The sequence below is a fragment of the Bacteroidota bacterium genome, assembly GCA_037133915.1.
GTDB lineage: Bacteria > Bacteroidota > Bacteroidia > Bacteroidales > CAIWKO01 > JBAXND01.
Genome location: JBAXND010000005.1, coordinates 104115 through 122408 on the forward strand (window position 1 = coordinate 104115; position 18294 = coordinate 122408).

Below are 18294 nucleotides of genomic sequence, written 5' to 3' on the forward strand. Positions count from 1 at the left end.
AATCTCAGTTATGAATTTCCCCAATATTGAAGCGCTTTGTAACAACCCGGAAGCATACGCATTCTCCGGCGAAAATGATCAGTTGTTCTTTGAGGCAATGAAAGAGAATTACCTGTTTCAATTCGAAAAGCAGCCATTCATCCGCTTTCTGGCCGAACGCGCAGGTTTTGGCCCGAAAATGTTAAAGAAATACGAGGACATTTTCAAAATCCCGACACTGTTTGTTGGAACGATGAAAACACACGCTTTCAAAAGTGTCGCTGACGAAAATATCGTGTTAACACTGACCAGTTCAGGAACAGCCGGACAAAAAACACAGACCTTTTTTGATGCACCCTCACTGGCCAGGCTCGAAAAACTTTCAGGCTTTGCGTTCGACAAAATTGGAATGGTAAGTCCAACTCCGGTTCATTATTTCATCTTTAATTACGATCGGGGAAAAGCAACTGATGTTGGTACCGCCTGGAGTGCCGAACAAAAAACAAAAATGGCACCAGCAATTGACAGCTACTGGACCATTGAATGGGATGAACAAAAAGGAGAATTCGATTTTAACATTGGAAAATGGGTTGAAAAAATCATCAGCCTGCCACCAGATCAGCCGGTAAGATTTGTCGGATTTCCAGCATTCATTTCGCGCTTCGTTCAGGAGCTGATTCGTGTAAAACCAGGTTTTAAAGTGCATCCTGACAGCTTTGTGATTGCTGGTGGCGGCTGGAAAAATCATACCGGCGAATCCATGACACATAAAGATTTTGCAACATTCCTCGAAAAGAATATCGGTCTTCCTGCCTCGAATGTTCGCGACACATACGGCATGGCCGAACATGGCATTCCGTATGCCGCATGTAAAAACGGATTTCATCATGTACCCGTTTACGGACGTTTGCTGGTACGCGACCCACTCACTATGAAAATCCTGCCTCATGGTGAGGAAGGGCTGCTGCAGCTCCTTACGCCTTTCAACACTTCACAGTCTAATCTGTCTGTTCTGTCTACCGATCTGTGCACAATCAAAGATCATTGCACTTGCGGAATGCCCGGCCTGTACATCGCATCCATCAGGAGAGGCGGCATTCGTAAACATAAAGGCTGCGCTATTGCAGCTCAGGAAATTCTTAATAAATCTCAAAAAAGTTAACTCGTACAGTAGAATAATTTTGATTATTAAAGAAGAATATAACAACCAGCGAAAAGAAGTACATAATAATAATGACAACAATTATGAGAAAATTCATTCTGGCGTGTTGCGGTCTCATCCTGGCATCATGCAGCTTGCTTGCACAAAAAGAACCATCAAATAATGTAAGCACAAAGCCGGAGGCATTTCGTGTTGGGCAATGGCTCCCTTCCGACCAGGCAATTATGGAAAAATGGCTTGTAAATCTGATAGAAGAAACAGATTCGGACAAATCACCGCTGCTACCTGTTATGCAGGAATTCAAAGATCTGATTGAAGGTGACCCGACAATTTTTATGCTTTTTAATCAGATGTTCACACAAGTTCCGAACAAATCGCATTATAACAATGATCCTACCGGAAAGCCTGAAGTGCGGGACTATAATCAGATGTTGCGCCTTATCAATCGCATATTGAAAACAGCCCCGAAATTCGATAAAACAGGACTTGTAGGGTTTCCGATAAATGCGATCTTCGACTGGCCTATGGGAACACAGGCGGGATTTGCAGCGTTTACGAACGAGAAAGTGAACCGTCAGCTTAAAAAAATTCTGAATGAATGGGGGAAATATCTGAGTTCGCCGGAATCCCGTTATGTATTGAGTGATGACCCGAAATCAGGGTGGTTTGGTAAGGATGCGATGGAGGCGATGCCTGATTTTGCAAAAGAGTTTCAATGTGACCCGGCAAAACAGTATTACGGTTTCACATCATGGGACAACTTTTTTACAAGAGAATTTCGCGAGGGACAGCGGCCTGTTGCAAACCCCGACGACAATAGCGTGATCGCAAATGCATGTGAGTCGGCTCCATACCGGATAGCAACAGATGTGAAAGACTATGATAATTTCTGGATCAAAGCACAACCCTATTCACTGCAATTTATGCTGGCCGATGATTCACTGGCGCCACAGTTTAAAGGTGGCACCATATACCAGGCATTTTTAAGTGCTCTAAGTTATCACCGCTGGCATAGTCCGGTAAGCGGAAAAATTGTGAAGATCAGGGTAATTGATGGCTCGTATTATGCAGAAGCGTTATCCGAAAAATTCGATCCTGCCGGGCCTAACGAATCCCAGGCATTTATTACCGAACTGGCTACAAGGGCGCTCGTCTTCATTCAGGCCGACAATCCTGATATCGGCCTGATGTGTGTGATGTTTGTTGGCATGGCCGAGGTGTCGTCATGCGATGCAACCGTTAAAGTGGGGCAACATGTGAACAAAGGAGATCAACTGGGCATGTTCCATTTTGGAGGTTCTACACATTGCCTGATCTTCAGACCGCAGGTGAAGTTGAATTTCGACATGCACGGTCAGAAGCCGGGTCTTAATTCAGGTAATATTCCGGTAAGGTCAAAAATAGCAACTGTTGTTAAATAGGGTTTATAAACAACAAAGGGAATAAAAAGCTCACGCCACACACTGGCCAAAATAACCAGCATATTCCGTATCAATAACATTAATGAAAATTATTATGGAACTCAAGGAATTTAAACATTACATATTTGGTGCAACACATCAATTTGCCGGCGAAATCGAAGCTGAATTTGCGTCACAGATATTCACTGAAGCCATACTGGATGAAAAAAGCAGGCAGTTCATGGATGTGCCGATTGATACTATTCTGATGGTGCTGGAACGAACAGCAAAGATCCTCTGCGATACCAATGGCAAATACTACAAAAAAGCGATGCTTGAGTTACCCGAACATCTGCAATATTCGCCTGAGATGGTTACCTATGGATTCAATGCTTTCAGAGCTTCAAACAGTCGCGATACGCTTAAGCGGATGCTGAAACAGATCGGCCCCGATCATCATTGCCTTGATTATTACGTAAGCTTACGTCATTCACGCCACCAGCGCGCCATCCCGATGGGAACTGTTTGCCATGTTGCTGCAGGCAATATTTTCCTCGGCTCCGTGGGTTCGCTCATCCAGGGTATCATCACAAAAAATATCAACATACTCAAAGTTTCTGCTCAGGATTTTCTATTTCCTACAATGTTCATGGAAGCTCTTACTGAAGCGGATATTCACAACGAAATTGTTCCGTATATCGCTATGACATACTGGAGCCGGCACAATAAGGGTGTTGAAGATATCATCAAACAGGTCTCTGACGTTATTTTACTTTTTGGCGGGGAAGATTCCGTTAAACAATATAAGAACGGCCTCGCTGCTAAATCGGAAGTGCTGGCTTTTGGTCCAAAAATTAGTTACGGGATTGTGAGCCGCGGACTTTCAGATGCACAATTACGTGAAGCAGCTGCAGGATTTGCACATGATATCGTGCTGTGGGAACAGCGAGCCTGTACATCCTGTCAGAATATCTTTATAGAAGAAGATGCCGGTAATGACGATTTTCTGAAATATCTGTACGAAGGCCTCGAAGCCGAAGCTGCAAAATTCCCGCAGTCATCAATGAATATAGACACCGCCATCGAGCTGAGAAAAGAGCGCGAAATGCTTCTCTGGAAAGAATTCAATGGCGCACTAACTATGAAGGAAGGTAAAAAAGCGCATCATACGGTCATTGTGCAACGGTCGGCAGATATCATTGATTCCCCGCTCAACCGTACTATTTTTGTGAATATTGTAAACGATTATACGGATATCCTGAAAGGGAATCTGAGTCGGATGAAATACTATATGTCAACACTTTCGGTGGCGTCATCCGGTAAGATGCAACAGATCACCGAAGATTTTATGCGCATGGGCGTGATGCGATTCGTAAAGCCGGGCATCATGTCGTCAGGCCGGAATCCTGAACATCCGCACGACGGAAAAATGATTCTGCAAAACCTGGTACGCCTGATGAATTATGAAGCCCTGCCTTCAGAGAAATTCGGACTGGAAAATATTTCGGGCAAAGCGAAAGACACCTTCATGCTGGCAAAAATCAATGATCTCCTACTCACCGCTGCCACAGCGCCTTTCTATTCCGAATTTTATAAAGATATTAGTCTGCCGCTGAAGAACCTTGATGAATTTCTTGCTGTGCCGCCACTTGAAAAGAATCATCTGTTTGAATGTTCTGCCGACGAAAACTTCAGGCTGGTAACGGGAAAGCCTGACCATTGCTATATTTTCGCTTCAGGCGGCACAACAAACCGCCCGAAGTTCCTGCTGTATGGTATTGACGAATTTGATGAATCGAAACGAATATTTGGTGAAGGTTTCAGAGCTGCAGGCGTAAATGAAAACGATGTAGTTGCCAATTATCTGAAAGCCGGCGGGCTGTATACAGGCTTTCTGGCCGTCAACGCTGGTCTGGAAGAAACGGGGTGCCGGATCATTTCGCTCTCCTGCAACCAGCCGGTTGACCAAACGATAGAATATCTGAAGACATTCAAACCGAATGTTATTCTTGGCTTTCCAAGTGGTTTGATCAGACTTGCCGAAGCATGCGAACACACAAATGCAGGGATTACCATTGAAAAGGTCTTTTATGCCGGAGAATACATCTCGCAGGCTGACATTGATAACCTGATCCGTGTCTTTAACGTTAAGCTGTTTAAGTCATTTGGATATGCCGCTGTAGAAACAGGACCTATCGGCTATCAATGCGAACACTGCAAAGGAACCGAACATCATGTGGCAGAAGACTGGTGCAGGGTTGATCTTAATGAATCGAAAGAAGTGCTGGTAACAGTATTTGGCCGCACCCTGTTTCCGGTTGTGAAATATAACGTCGGAGATCTTGCCGAATGGGTTCATGAACCATGTGCCTGCGGACGAACATCACCCAAATTACGCTTACTTGACCGCTCCGCTAAATGCATCGTATTACCCGCCAGCAGTATCTCATTTCAGGATATTACCAATGTGTCGGCAGTATTTCCGGAGCTCACCTCTATTTATCAGGCTGTGATCGATGAAGATGAAGTAAAACGGGTGAACATTACGATAAATATCGAGACACGCATCGCGGCAACCGCAACGGACGAAACACTCAGAAATAATATTGAGACCGCATTCAATAACCAGATCCATGCGCTGCGCGATTACCGGGAAGCCAATAATATTGGGAGTTTCAGTGTGATTCTTATCCCGCCTGGAGGCATTATGAGCGCCGAACGAACAGCAAAAACGAAACGAATAATTGATAACAGGAAATGATGAGAACATTTGAGGAATATGCACGTGCTTTTGAAATCAGCTGCGATCCTGAAACGCTCGATCTCTATTGTGACGATCATAAATATTACATCTGCTCCGGCTCTAAACGCCTTCTTACGCCCGGGCTGAATGAGTTTTCGCACCCATCAGAATCCGTGATACGTTTTCTGATCACCGACCTTCAATTAAAAAACAACACCTTCTTGCACGGGCTCTCCTCGCATATAATTTTCTCTTATCTGCATGATGTTTTTCTTTCAGAACAAACCCTTTCTCACACAGCTTGGGAAACACAGCTGTCTGCGGATCCATTTGTGATGCTTAAAACTTCAGGCCGTTCGGTGAAACCATTATCGGGTCCCGACGATCCGCTCTTTACTTTTTCCCTCACCTCACTCACCGGCCTGATCGGCGCTGTTAATTCCTTCTCCGAAAAGGTCATGAGTGAAATTAATCTGGAAGACAACGACTCACATCCTTTTCCTGAAATTCTAAAACTCAGTTACAGCCGTTTATCCAACGATCAGAAAGTCGCGCTTCATGCATTGAGCAGTTGTCATCAGTCCGGCACGGTGCTGCCGCTTCTGCTTGTACTCGGTGAAATCAATCCTGTTGAATACGCGAAAGGGACCATTTCACTTAAATTTCAGAGTGAAGAAAAATACACAGAAATTCTTGCTGCAGTTGCAGGAGTATCAGCATATCTTGAATTGCTTTCGGAAAAGGCAGCCTCAGTGCCACTCATTTCCGATATCATCAGCAAAGGAGAAGGCGATACGCTTGAGTTTAAATCTACGCTGCGCTGGGATATACGTGCCGGAAAAACCAATGCTGCCATTGAGCGTTCATGTCTTAAAACTATTTCTGCCTTTTTAAACTCAAAAGGTGGTTACCTGCTTATTGGTGTTCGTGATGATGGTTCAATAGAAGGAATTGAATCGGATAAGTTTGCCAATGAGGACAAATTTCTGCTCCATCTCTGGACCCTGATTCGGACCTGCCTGGGCCGCGATTTCAGTCCTTATATCCGCACCCGGCTTGAAAAGCTTTCCGATAAAACGGTATGTGTGGTCGATTGCCTTGCGGCGGACAGACCGGCTTTTCTGCGGCAGCCCGGATTCGACGAACAGATGTTCATTCGTATAGGGCCATCAAGCAATGCTTTGGACATCAGCGAAGCGTTGAAATACATCAAAGCCCGTTTCGGCGATAACTATTAGAAGTTTACTTCAATAGAATTGCCGAAGTAATGCGTCTCTTTTGGCACTCCAATAGCCGGAAACGTATCATAGGTATAGAGGTAGCTGAACAGGAAAGAAAAATGTTTGGAGATGCTAATTTTCAAATCTGATTGAGACAATATCCTGTAATCTGAAAACTGATTTACCTTAGGTTGGTAGTAACTCGTATGCAGCAGGCTCAAATTGTCTTTTATTTTCAACGTGAAAGATAAATAGTTGCTCAGCCTGTTATTCCGGTTCACGATATTGGTATCATAAAGCTCTTCGTGCTCATACATGTACAAGGTGGCCGCGTAGAGGCGAAATGGTTTGGTGTTAATTACTTTAAATCTGGGACCGGCACCCACCAACCAGCGGATCTTCACTTTCAACACCTTATTGAACTGGGCCTGGGTGAACGCTTCTGCGGTAAACCAGTCTTTGATTTTGTAGTTGTAACGAAAATGCTGCGCCCCGGCATTTACAAAATCGCTTCCTGATCCTTTGGTAAGGTTATATTCAGTAAGGCTTAGATAAAGGCTGCGTTTTGTCTTAAACTGAACATGAACATTGGCACTGCCTGTCCATAGATCCTGTCCGTTCTTTGTGTACTCCGCCGAAAGTTTTGCTGAGCCAGCCCAACCTGTCGTGTCTGTTTTGATACGTTCCTGTTCAATGTTCATAACCTGGGCCAAAGCAGTCAGTCCGCTAAGAACAGCAACAAACGTCACTATACATACCTTTACTGTTTTCATAATATCGTGGTTTGTAATCACAAACATAATAATATTTTAATAACTTCAAGGGAACTCCGAAAAGTCACCTTCGTCATTGCGAATCCGTCCTGGCGGATGAAGCAATCTGTAATTCGCTGCTTTTAAGAAGATTGCCTGCCTGCCCGTCCGGTCAGGCGGGCTTCGTCGTCCCTCCTCGCAATGAAGCAAATAACACTTCCCGGAGTGGTCTGAACTTTTAATTATCGTTACGTCACATTTGCTTTTTCATGGAGCGCCACCATAAAGATATCAGGCCTGCCTTTAAACATATAAGTATTAATGCGAATCAAGACTTGAAAATATATCACTGTGGTTTTCTGTAGCAGTCTGTGAACCTCTGTGAAATTTTTAAAAAACTAACACGGAGAAACACAGACCTGCCTAACGGCAGGCAGGGATATCACGGAGTTACGCAGAGAAAATCTAAACCTTGATTCTAATTATTAACTCTTTCACATGCGGTGCAGGGAAATGCACTATAATTTAATTGTCAAACCTGAAAATAATAACTCGTTTTAATTTATTTTTTTCGTTTATTTGTAACGATAGTTTAACGATAATCAAAAATTTATGAGAGATACTATTGACGAAGTTATTCAGTACGCAACCATGGCAGCCGCTGAATACAGCCAGTTTACTCAGGAGCAAACCGACCGCATTGTAAAAAGTGTGTTCGAGGCGGCTTTTAACAACCGTGTTAAACTCGCAAAAATGGCGCACGAGGAAACCGGCATTGGCATATGGGAACACAAAGTTGTGAAGAACGTTGTTGCCTCACAACTGGTTTATGAAGATATTAAAGATCTAAAAACCGTTGGTATCATAAGTGATGATGTAGAAAGTGGTATCGTGGAAATTGCACAGCCGATGGGCCCTATCCTGGCCATAATTCCGGTAACGAACCCTACCTCAACGGTTATTTTTAAAGTGCTGATATCACTCAAATCTCGCAATCCGGTTATCATTTGCCCTTCAAAAAAAGCAATAGATTGCTGTAGCGAAACGGCACGCATTTGTTATGAAGCCGCTTTAAAAGCGGGCGCTCCCGAAGGCTGTATCCAATGGCTTACCACGGTCACCCGTGAACAAACTCAGGAGCTGATGTCGCACAAAGGGCTATCGCTTATTCTGGCAACCGGAGGATCAGGACTTGTGAAATCAGCTTATAGCTCCGGCACACCAACCATAGGCGTTGGCGCCGGCAATGTTCCGGTGTTTATTGAGCGATCTGCCGATATTCCTTTCTCCGTGGCGCAGATATTTATGTCAAAGACTTTCGACAACGGCACCATCTGCGCAAGCGAACAGGCCATTGTTGTAGAAAAGGAGATCGCCGATACGGTTATTGCTGAATTCAAAGCACGCAAGGCATATTTTCTCAACGACCAGGAAATTGTACTACTTAATAATCTTGCTATAAATAGCACAACATTGCTGATGAACCCCGACATTGTTGGACGATCGGCGTATGACATTGCGCAGAAAGCCGGGATAAATGCACCCGCCGATGTTGCCTTGCTGATCGCTCCGCTTACCGCTGTCGGTGACGAATATCCGTTATCGTCAGAAGTATTAGCGCCAATACTTGCGTTCTATGTGGTTGAATCATTTGAGAAAGCCATCAACATGTGCATCGACCTCAACTACCACGGCGGGATTGGACATTCTGCAGCTATCTATTCCAATAATGAAGAAAAAATAAAATATTTTGCCATTCACATGAATGCAGGGAGGATCTGTGTGAATACGCCGTCATCACAAGGCGCTGTTGGCGGCATGTTCAACAAACTAAGCCCTTCACTTACACTTGGCTGTGGCACAGGAGGCAAGAATATCACAACAGATAACGTGAGTGCCAAACATCTGCTCAATATTCAAAGGATTTCGAAACGCAGGCCAAACGAACGTTTTATACGTTTCGATACATCATTGTATCTCGACGAAAACAACAAAGCCGACAAATTGCTTGAGCTGTATAATAATAATTACTAAACACGAACATCATGAATACATACCATAAGAATGATAATCTGCTTACCTGCATACTGCAAGGTAAAATAGACACCATGAATTGTGCAGTACTTGAAAACGAGATCAGCGAACAAATGAGCAGTGATATCACAGCGGTGACTTTTGATATGGGTGACGTTGATTATATTTCTTCTACTTTTTTACGTATTGTGATCAGGCTGGTAAAAGCGCTGGGCAAAGAGAAATTCATCATCAGTAATGTACAGCCCTCGGTAATGAAGGTGTTCAAAATATCAAACTTAGCGGAGATCGTCACCATTAACTGAGGGGGTACCGCCGCTAAAAGATGATTCTTTTAGGAGTACCCGCCTGTTTTCGCTGAAATCATTTCAAATAACCTTACTTTTAAGGTCAGCTTGCTAAATAATCCATGTTCAAGAACAAAAGACTGGCATATAAACTCAACGTTTCGATACTATCGGCAGTATTTGTGATATTTGCTATGATACTGCTGTATAACTATTATGTCTCCAGAAAACTCATTCTTAAAAACGTTCAGGAGAATACAAAAAACCTTACTTCCTCGGCTATCAACAAAAGTGAAGGTTTTTTCAAAGTAATTGAAAAGATCGTGCTAAATGCCGGGTATACGATACAGGATACGGAGAAATCAGCAGAAGAAGTTGAATTGATGCTATCGGGTATTGTAAAAAATAATGATGAGATATACGGTAGCTGCCTCGCGTTCTCTCCGTATAAATTCAGCCCCCGTGTAAAATATTTCGCACCGTATTATTTCGAAAAAGGTGATTCGCTATTATACAAAGACCTGGCAAATTCAGGCTATTATTATCCTGACTGGGCATGGTACCGCAACGCTATTGATAAAGGCAAACCCGTATGGAGCGAACCCTATTATGATGAAGGCGGCGGCAACGTACTGATGACCACTTACTCGGTTCCCCTATACCAGAAGTGCAGACAAACCGACAGCATCTGTGGGGTCATCACGGCAGACGTATCGCTGAAATGGCTTCAGAAAATTGTTTCGCAGATAAAGATATTTGAAACCGGATATGCCTTTCTTATCTCCCAAAAAGGAACGTTTATCACGTATCCCGACACTAGTTTTGTGATGCATGAGAACATCTTCTCACTTGCAGAAAAAACAAATGACCCAGATCTTAAAAAGATAGGTGATGAAATGGTTGCCGGCCATGAAGACTTCGCGCCCTTCAATTCCAGATTTCACGAAGGAAAATGCTGGATATATTATACGCATCTTACCAATAATGACTGGTCACTCGGGTTTGTATTTCCTGAAGATGAACTTTACGCCGACCTGCATAAGCTGAATCAGATGCTGATATTGATGGCTGTGGCAGGGCTCGCCATGTTACTACTTATCATCATCTCCATTTCTAACCGGGTTACAAGGCCGCTGCGTCGTTTGGCATTAATTGCTGAAGGTTTCGGAAAAGGAAATTTTGATATTACCATTCCACCAAGCACTTCGAATGATGAGGTCGGCTCTTTGAATAAATCATTCGGACACATGCAGGCTGAGCTGAAGCAATATATCGAGAACCTAAAACGCACCACTTCAGCAAAAGAAAAAATTGAAAGCGAACTGAAGATCGCCCGCGATATACAAATGGGAATGATCCCCAGGAATTTCCCAGCCTTCAGCGACAGAAATGAATTTGATATTTACGGATTTATTGAACCGGCACGCGAAGTTGGCGGTGACCTTTATGACTTCTTTTTTATTGATGACCACCATCTTTGTTTTGTGATTGGCGATGTTTCCGGTAAAGGAATGCCGGCAGCGTTGTTCATGGCAATTACCAGAACCATACTGCGCGCCGAAGCACAGATGGCAGAGGTGAACGCCAGCAAGGTTATTGAACTTGTGAATGATTATCTGTGCAGGGATAATGAAAGCAACTTATTTGTGACCTTGATCTTTGGCATACTGGATACCCGAACCGGCGTAATTGAATTTGCCAATGCGGGGCACAACTATCCGTTTATTGTAAAGCGCGATGGCAGTGTAAGCGAGCTTAAGAACACCCATTGCATTCCACTCGGCATCAGTAATATCCCATGTAAAAAGGCAGGCACCGTTTATAATCTTGAAGCCGGCGATACTATCTTTCTTTATACTGATGGTATCAACGAAGCATTTGACAGTAACGACCAACAGTACACGAGCACGCGTATCAGCGATATGCTGGTCAACAAAGCGCATCTGACGCCCTTTGAACTGGTCGGTCAGCTTATTAAAGATGTACAGGCGTTTTCAAGCGGCACAGAACAATCGGACGATATCAGCGTGCTTGCTATCAAGTATATTGGCAATAAGGATTTAAATGAAAGCGGTAATGATTGCCGGATAGTGATACAAAACAAGGCCGATAACCTGCCCGCAGCCGCAGAAAAAATCAGGTCATTTTGCCATGACAATAAGGTCTCTGACGAGACCTGCTTTGCGCTGAACCTTATTGTGGAGGAATTGGTCTTTAATACCATTTCTTACGGGTACAACGATGATCAGTCGCATGACATTACCATTAGTTTCAGCATAGAAGCGGATGGCATCCAGCTTGAGATCACTGACGACGCTATAGCCTTTAACCCTCTTGATGCCGAAGCTCCTGATATAAATGCAGCAATAAGCGAACGGAAAATCGGTGGTCTTGGCATTCATCTGGTGAAAAACCTTAGCGATTCTTTCAGCTATCAGCGAGCAGGCTCAAATAATATCATTCAAATACACATCCCTAATCACGGATAAGACAAAACAAATCAATAACGATCATGGTAATTACAACAGAAAAAATTTCGGAAGTACTTGTTATTCGCCTCGATGGCCGGCTGGATGCTATGACCTCCGGGGAGTTTGAGAAAAAGGTCACGCCAATGGTTCAGGAATCGGGGCAGCATGTCCTGATCGATTTCGGGAAGGTTGACTATATCAGCAGTGCCGGTTTGCGCGCTATATTGATCCTCGCCAAAGAGATGCTGAAGAAAGAGAAACGCCTGGCGCTTTGCTCTCTGAATGAAACGATAGCAGAAGTTTTTTGCATCAGCGGGTTCGATTCTATCATGACTATTTACCCATCTCTCGAAGAAGGTCTTTCTTTTCTGAAAGGGAACTAACGCGTTGTATTAATTATTTCATTGCAAGTGAAGCACTGGAAACTATTATTTCAAAGATATATACGTGAAAATTTTGTGGCTGGGCCAATAATACCGGCAGCTAATTCTAAATTATCTTGAAAAAATAGCATTATTATCATTCAGTTATGTCAATAGAGAAAGAGAAAAAAAAGGTTGTTATTTTTGGAGTTGATGAAAAGTTAACTGACGATCTTTTTGACTATCTAAAGCAGCTCTATCATGTCACAACTTATAGTCCCGAGGCTCTCGTTACAGAAGATAGCTTTGTAGAAAAAGCCAAAATGGCTGATGTAATTTGCTTTTTCAGCGGCAGTATTAGTGGGCGGGTAATTAAACAGCTTGTTAAAACGAAACTAATAGTTATCTGCTCCACTGGATATGATTATGTTGATGTTGAAACTGCCGCTGAATGTGGTATCGCGGTATGTAATAGTCCGAGTTTTTCTTCTCGCTCAGTAGCAGAATTTCAGTTTATGCTGCTTTTAGCCCTTGTTAGAAAGCTGCCAACCGTTATTAATGGAAATGAAGCTCATTTCAATTTCTCATTTTCATTTAGCACCCTAATGGGTCAAGACCTTATTAGTAAAACAATTGGAATTATTGGGACAGGAAACAACGGGGCTCACGCTTGTAAAATAGCGCGGGGTTTTGGGATGGAGGTACTTGCATATAGTCGAACTATTAAACCTCAGCTTGTTGCGGACCTTGGTATTAGATATGTGTCACTTGATGAATTGTTGGAGCGATCAGATATTATCTCGATCAATCTTCCCCTCTATGATTCCACGAAACACTTTTTGGATCATGATCATTTCAATAAAATGAAAACCGGGGTGATTATAATAAATACCGCGAGAGGATCAGTAATAAACGAACAAGCGCTTATTGATGCACTTAAGTCCGGCAAGGTGGCTTCAGCAGGGCTTGATGTTTTGGGAAATAATACAAAAGACAACCCGCTTCTATACATGGAGAATGTTTTGATAACACCCCATTTGGCATGGGTTACAAAAGAGTCACTTAAGAGGATGGTGGAATTGATGGTTGAGAATATACTTGGCTACTTTATGGGTGAAGCTCAAAATGTGGTCAATAAGGTTTATTTTAATCCAATCTCAGAAAAAGCGGAGAAAAGTCGGCTAACACTGGGGAATATGGTTTCATTAGAAGTATGTGAGGCACTAATGGAAGCACTCGCCTCTGGTAATCAGAAGCCTTTCGAGGCGGGGAAAATGCTAACTGCAAAATACAAACTAAATTTCGCGAAAGGAGGTGTTGAAGAGGCTGTTTATCAGGTTAGGCAGTTTATCAAGCACACGTCTTTAGGTATTATTTCACCTGTACAAATTCATGATAAAGAATGTAGATTAATTCTTAGGGAAGGGTTGATCAGTTTCCAACAGGGAAACAACACATTTTTGAGTGGGGTCATTTCAGAAATATTTAATATAGTTACGGGGAATATTTTTACTGTAACTGAAAATGAATGTTCAGATAATAGGGAATGTCGAACATTTAGTATTGTCCTTTCCTGAAGATATAGGAATAGCCCGAACCTCACCCTACCGGGCTTTATAATCCGCAGTTTTACGAGATATATTCCGAATTAACCGGATGGGTCTCTCAAGTTGGCGCTATTGTGCAATTTTTCAAAATGAGTTCGGTCTGCCAACACGGATTCTGGATTCGAGATTGTCGGTCTGCCCAATATATATCAGACTTCGGCTCGTGCTCTTTATTACATAAACGTAAAATGGCATAATTGGCACATACAAACGTGAGGGTGAGATTGGAAATAGGCTTGTTATCATGCTACACGACTGCTGGTGTGCAGAGATGTCACATTAATTACGGGTTAAACAAATAAATTATAAGGGGAACTTTTGAATATTTCAAGGGTCTTCTATCAAGCGAAAATCTTGAAAGAATATTTGTAACTCTGTTTTTCTTGTCGCAATTTGCCCTGTTCAATATCGAGAGGAACCTTGAAGTATGATACCTTCATTATTTTTGACGAAAGTTATTCAATTTCCCAAGGTGAAAATAATTACACATGAATCCGCCTGAAAATTAATTTAAATCACCTCTGTTTTACCTTTCTTACTTAAAAACAACTTGATTCTTACTTTTTTTCACTTGATTTTCACTTTTTTTAGCAAAAAAGAAGGACGTCCAAAATGACCGCCTTACTTTTTTGACTAATTGCATTTTTGTTATCTAATATCATCAAGTTGATCAATCAGCGATTCATCTTCAAAATCTTCTTCAGAATAACCACAATACTTTTTGAGTCGTTGTTCAATAGAGTCCATCAAATGAAACAACATCCAGAACTCGATATGCTCATCAAGCGCTCCCGGCTGTTTTCTTTCATCGGCGAGAATTGCTTGAGCTTCGTTATTTGTTTTGTGTCCACCCGGTAATGCGGTTTCCATCCCTGTATCGTCAAAGTCCCAGGATTCGAGATATTTTTTGCGAATGAAATCCGTCTGATTTTTATTCAAGTTGAAATGGAAACTATCATAGACACCGGAATCAGTTTTTCCCTCGTGTATTTCCCGAGTTGAATAAAAACTAAGTTTGATTTTAAGTTCATCCAACTCCTTTTTTTGTTCAGAAATTGTGTTTTCGAGTTCAAAAACATCCGTTTCATCCATCTGCGAACGAATTCGGATAAACTGCGAAAGGCTGCTGCCGCAGGCGTTTGCCTGATCTTCAAGATATTCCTTTTCCTTTTTTGAGATACTTACCAAAACGGTTTCTAACGGATTATCCGTTTTTTTTGGAGAAACGGTTATGTCGCAGTTTTGCAGATTATTGTTCTTTACGGGAGATGAATCCGTTTTAACGGGAAAAACCATTTTATTCGGTTCAGAACCGTTTTCGGAAACCGTTTCAGTAAATCCGTAACGGTTTTCATTTTCCCGTTCAAGGCCTTTAAATGCATTCATTTTGCAGTTAAGGGAGCAATAGATCCTGTTTGCCCGACCTTCAAATTCCTTCCCGCACTGGGGACATTTTTTTGATTCCATAGTTGTGAGGTTTAGGTTAATTAATTATTGAATTATTGGAGGCTTTTGAGTGTGTTGTGTTAAAAGGTGTGTCTATATATATTAACACCCTCAACACGGATCGTGTTAAGCTTAACACACCTTGTGTTAACACACTGTATTTTCCTGATTTTCATTTAGTACAAGTTTGTGCTGCTTACTGTCGCCCTTATTTATCACCAGCCCCTGCTCGAGATAGAAATTCAGAAAATCGCGGCAACGGTTACTCCCGATCAGGACTCCGTATTTTTTAAGTTGTTCTTTAATCAAGTCATGGAAAGTACGGGCAGAGCAATTGTCATTTGCAGGGAAAATGTCCCTTAGTAGATTTCGATGCGTTTGATGGTCATAATCTGCCGGCTGCCGATCTTTATTGTGAACGGGCGCCGAAAAAGAATCAATAAGCTCAGGGACATTGTCAATGTTTATTGAAAAAGCAAATGGCGAAAACTCCCTGTCACGCATGATCTGGCTTTCAACAACAGATATTTCCTTATTTTCCTTATCCTTACTTACGGTTATAACTGTTTCGCATTTATTCTCAAGTTCGGTTCCCAGATGCCCTCGGTTGTTGTCGTCAGTCTTGTTTTTATGCAGAACGGTTAGAATATGTAGCTTTTTCTCCTCGCTCCACTTCATTAGCTTTGAACTTACATCGGTCGCTTCAGCTTCGTCATTAATTGAGAAAACCACATCCTTGATGCCGTCAATTATTACGAAACCCACATCCGGGATATTGTTGATCGCGTATTCAATGATGCCGAGGCGCAATTTGGGCGGATAGGGGCGTAACCTTACAAAAACAAGATTTTCGGGATGCTCGTGTTCAGCACAGTTTAGCATTTTGCTGACACGAACGAGCACTTTCTTGCAATCCATTCTGCTTTGCTCTGTATCGATATACAGCACCATGCGCTTGTCATCAGGCAGTTGACCTGAGAACTTCAGGACTGTTGAATTGCTTAATGCCGATGCGACAATCGCCGAAACAAGAAAGGTCTTTCTACTTTTTGCTTTGCCGGCCACAAGACTGATATTGCCGATTGAACATACTGTTGAATCATGATCAGGTTGGTGTACCCGAATGCAGGGAGATTCTGCTTCTACTTCATCGTAGGTGAACATCTGAGAATTGCTCAGAAGGTCCTTAAGATGGGTCTCTGCCGGTAACTCAGGGTTTGCCCGGTTGCGATACTTGCGTGGTACAGAAAAGTCCACAGGAGAGGTGCTTTGCTCAATTCTGTCTGAGCCGATGCTATCATTTTGAGCTTTTTTCTGTACAGGCATGAATTCCATCATTTCTCGAAAGGATTAATGATAATGCGTGAATATTTTGTTACACTGCCGGGCTTGAGGTGCAGCATGATATTGTGAGCGTTCAGTTCCGGGTCAATATTCTCAAGCTGACGAATTTGGGTTTCAATGTCTTGCCAGGTTTCAAAAAAATGAAGTGAATCCAGATCATTAAAAGCGGTGACTAATTCAGCAATCAGGGTATTTTGTTTATCAATGAAAGTATCATTAGCATTCGGTTTTTCCGAATAGCGTACCAAGTCCTTTCTTAAGGCCTCTATGACTTTTTCAAGTCGCGCCATACCCATGATATATGAACCTGGCATGGCCTATTTCCTTTTATTGCGGATGAAAAGTTCGCTGGTAGAAGTATTTTGGGTGTCCACAGGGTGCTTTTTACCTGAGTCCAGCCATGCTTCCAGTTCGAATCGTTTGAAATAGACCTTTTTCCCTTTTTTGAAATAAGGGATTTTCTTTCTACAAGTAAGCGTGTAGATAGTGGCCACGGCAAGGTTAAGAAGTTCTGCTGCTTGCCTGATATTTAGGAACTCATCTTTTGCAACGGGTTCCGGTTGGTATGTATTTAATTGGATTTCCCGAACTTTTTCAGCTAACACATTAGCAAGGTCTTCGAGGGAGACATTAGATAAAATGAGTTTTTCCATTTTTGTGGCGGATTAATTTCTGCCACAAAGAAAATACGAAAAAACGCTTAAAATACAAAGGAAAATGAATACATATCGTATGTCAGTAATTGGCTTTACTTGGCAGTAGTTGGCAGTTTGTTTCCGGGCATCGTACAGCGCAAATTTTGGAAAATATGGGAAAACGAAACGGGGCTGATATGTATTTATAACTTTGGCACAAGCAAGTAGTTGATTTTAATCCTCATCCCGGGAGCGGGGAGACTTAGCTACCTTGATAGTAATATTCCCTGCCTTGATATCACGGAAGTCTCCAAGGATTTCTCTTAAGCTATAAAAAATTATTCTCGTACCTGATTTATGATAATCTATAAGACCCCGTTTCCGCCATTGATGAAGCGCCAGTTTTCTAACACCAATGATTTCGCAGAGCTCCTTTTCACGGCAATGCATACTTTCCTCGTTTTTCTCGTGTCTTTTAATATACGCCTTCAACCGTTCGATGATCTCATCAATATTATAAATGACTCGCGTGCGTGTCTTCTTCACTGCCATTTCAAGCTGAGCAAAAGTGATTCTCTTTAAATGGGGATTGCTATATTCAAGATTCTCCAGTGCTTTGTGGAGGTCATCGAAGGTATATTGATTTGCTTTCATAATAGAATTGGGCATTTCAGGGATTCAATACCATGTAACATCAAATCAAATAAGCGATAGGAAATGTGGCCATTTGTGTCTCAAAATGTGTATCAAATATAAAAAGGGCTCCAGTGTTTAACTCCTGAAACCCTTTATATTCTTGCTCCCCCTGCTAGACTTGAACTAGCGACCCTCTGATTAACAGTCAGATGCTCT

15 protein-coding genes are annotated in these 18294 nt (G+C 42.4%); 9 read left to right on the plus strand and 6 right to left on the minus strand.

Going from position 1 to position 18294, the window contains the following annotated elements; genetic code table 11:
• Nucleotides 1-10 precede the first annotated feature (10 nt).
• The 4 genes from WCM76_03200 (at nucleotide 11) to WCM76_03215 (ending at nucleotide 6522) form a co-directional block, all read left to right on the plus strand.
• Nucleotides 11-1141: an acyl-protein synthetase LuxE gene (locus WCM76_03200; GenBank protein ID MEI6764620.1), complete on the plus strand. Its 1131-nt coding sequence runs from the start codon at nucleotides 11-13 to the stop codon at nucleotides 1139-1141.
• 224 nt (nucleotides 1142-1365) lie between these two features.
• Nucleotides 1366-2562, plus strand: a complete 1197-nt coding sequence (locus WCM76_03205) for a phosphatidylserine decarboxylase family protein (protein MEI6764621.1) — start codon at nucleotides 1366-1368, stop codon at nucleotides 2560-2562.
• Between the two features lie 94 nt (nucleotides 2563-2656).
• The gene (locus WCM76_03210; GenBank protein ID MEI6764622.1) at nucleotides 2657-5302 is read left to right on the plus strand and encodes an acyl-CoA reductase; all 2646 of its coding nucleotides are present in this window, start codon (nucleotides 2657-2659) and stop codon (nucleotides 5300-5302) included.
• Complete coding sequence (locus WCM76_03215) at nucleotides 5299-6522, plus strand: ATP-binding protein (GenBank protein MEI6764623.1); 1224 nt, start codon at nucleotides 5299-5301, stop codon at nucleotides 6520-6522. Before WCM76_03210 ends, WCM76_03215 begins: the two co-directional genes overlap by 4 nt.
• Here the strand turns inward: WCM76_03215 and WCM76_03220 are convergent.
• Nucleotides 6519-7277, minus strand: a complete 759-nt coding sequence (locus WCM76_03220) for a DUF481 domain-containing protein (protein ID MEI6764624.1) — start codon at nucleotides 7275-7277, stop codon at nucleotides 6519-6521. The genes WCM76_03215 and WCM76_03220 overlap by 4 nt on opposite strands.
• Nucleotides 7278-7868: 591 nt before the next feature.
• Between WCM76_03220 and WCM76_03225 the strand changes: the two genes are divergently transcribed.
• The 5 genes from WCM76_03225 to WCM76_03245 all read left to right on the plus strand — a co-directional run bounded on the left by WCM76_03225 (nucleotide 7869) and on the right by WCM76_03245 (nucleotide 13987).
• Nucleotides 7869-9290 (plus strand): aldehyde dehydrogenase family protein, encoded by a 1422-nt coding sequence (locus WCM76_03225; protein MEI6764625.1) that lies wholly within the window; start codon nucleotides 7869-7871, stop codon nucleotides 9288-9290.
• Nucleotides 9291-9301: 11 nt separating this feature from the next.
• On the plus strand, nucleotides 9302-9595 hold the full coding sequence (locus tag WCM76_03230; GenBank protein MEI6764626.1) for an STAS domain-containing protein: 294 nt from the start codon (nucleotides 9302-9304) through the stop codon (nucleotides 9593-9595).
• Nucleotides 9596-9699: 104 nt separating this feature from the next.
• Complete coding sequence (locus tag WCM76_03235; GenBank protein MEI6764627.1) at nucleotides 9700-12066, plus strand: SpoIIE family protein phosphatase; 2367 nt, start codon at nucleotides 9700-9702, stop codon at nucleotides 12064-12066.
• Nucleotides 12067-12089: 23 nt separating this feature from the next.
• Nucleotides 12090-12431: an STAS domain-containing protein gene (locus WCM76_03240; GenBank protein ID MEI6764628.1), complete on the plus strand. Its 342-nt coding sequence runs from the start codon at nucleotides 12090-12092 to the stop codon at nucleotides 12429-12431.
• Between the two features lie 146 nt (nucleotides 12432-12577).
• Nucleotides 12578-13987, plus strand: coding sequence for a 2-hydroxyacid dehydrogenase (locus WCM76_03245; GenBank protein ID MEI6764629.1), 1410 nt, complete (start codon nucleotides 12578-12580; stop codon nucleotides 13985-13987).
• A gap of 678 nt (nucleotides 13988-14665) precedes the next feature.
• Here the strand turns inward: WCM76_03245 and WCM76_03250 are convergent.
• From WCM76_03250 to WCM76_03270, 5 genes are all read right to left on the minus strand, one after another.
• Nucleotides 14666-15484 carry a hypothetical protein gene (locus tag WCM76_03250; GenBank protein ID MEI6764630.1) on the minus strand — a complete coding sequence of 273 codons (819 nt, stop codon included), beginning with the start codon at nucleotides 15482-15484 and terminating at the stop codon, nucleotides 14666-14668.
• Between the two features lie 126 nt (nucleotides 15485-15610).
• Nucleotides 15611-16801, minus strand: coding sequence for an AAA family ATPase (locus tag WCM76_03255; GenBank protein ID MEI6764631.1), 1191 nt, complete (start codon nucleotides 16799-16801; stop codon nucleotides 15611-15613).
• Nucleotides 16798-17121 (minus strand): hypothetical protein, encoded by a 324-nt coding sequence (locus WCM76_03260; GenBank protein ID MEI6764632.1) that lies wholly within the window; start codon nucleotides 17119-17121, stop codon nucleotides 16798-16800. Before WCM76_03260 ends, WCM76_03255 begins: the two co-directional genes overlap by 4 nt.
• Before the next feature lie 3 nt (nucleotides 17122-17124).
• Nucleotides 17125-17460 (minus strand): helix-turn-helix domain-containing protein, encoded by a 336-nt coding sequence (locus WCM76_03265; protein MEI6764633.1) that lies wholly within the window; start codon nucleotides 17458-17460, stop codon nucleotides 17125-17127.
• 216 nt (nucleotides 17461-17676) lie between these two features.
• On the minus strand, nucleotides 17677-18096 hold the full coding sequence (locus WCM76_03270) for a hypothetical protein (protein ID MEI6764634.1): 420 nt from the start codon (nucleotides 18094-18096) through the stop codon (nucleotides 17677-17679).
• Nucleotides 18097-18294: the final 198 nt, after the last annotated feature.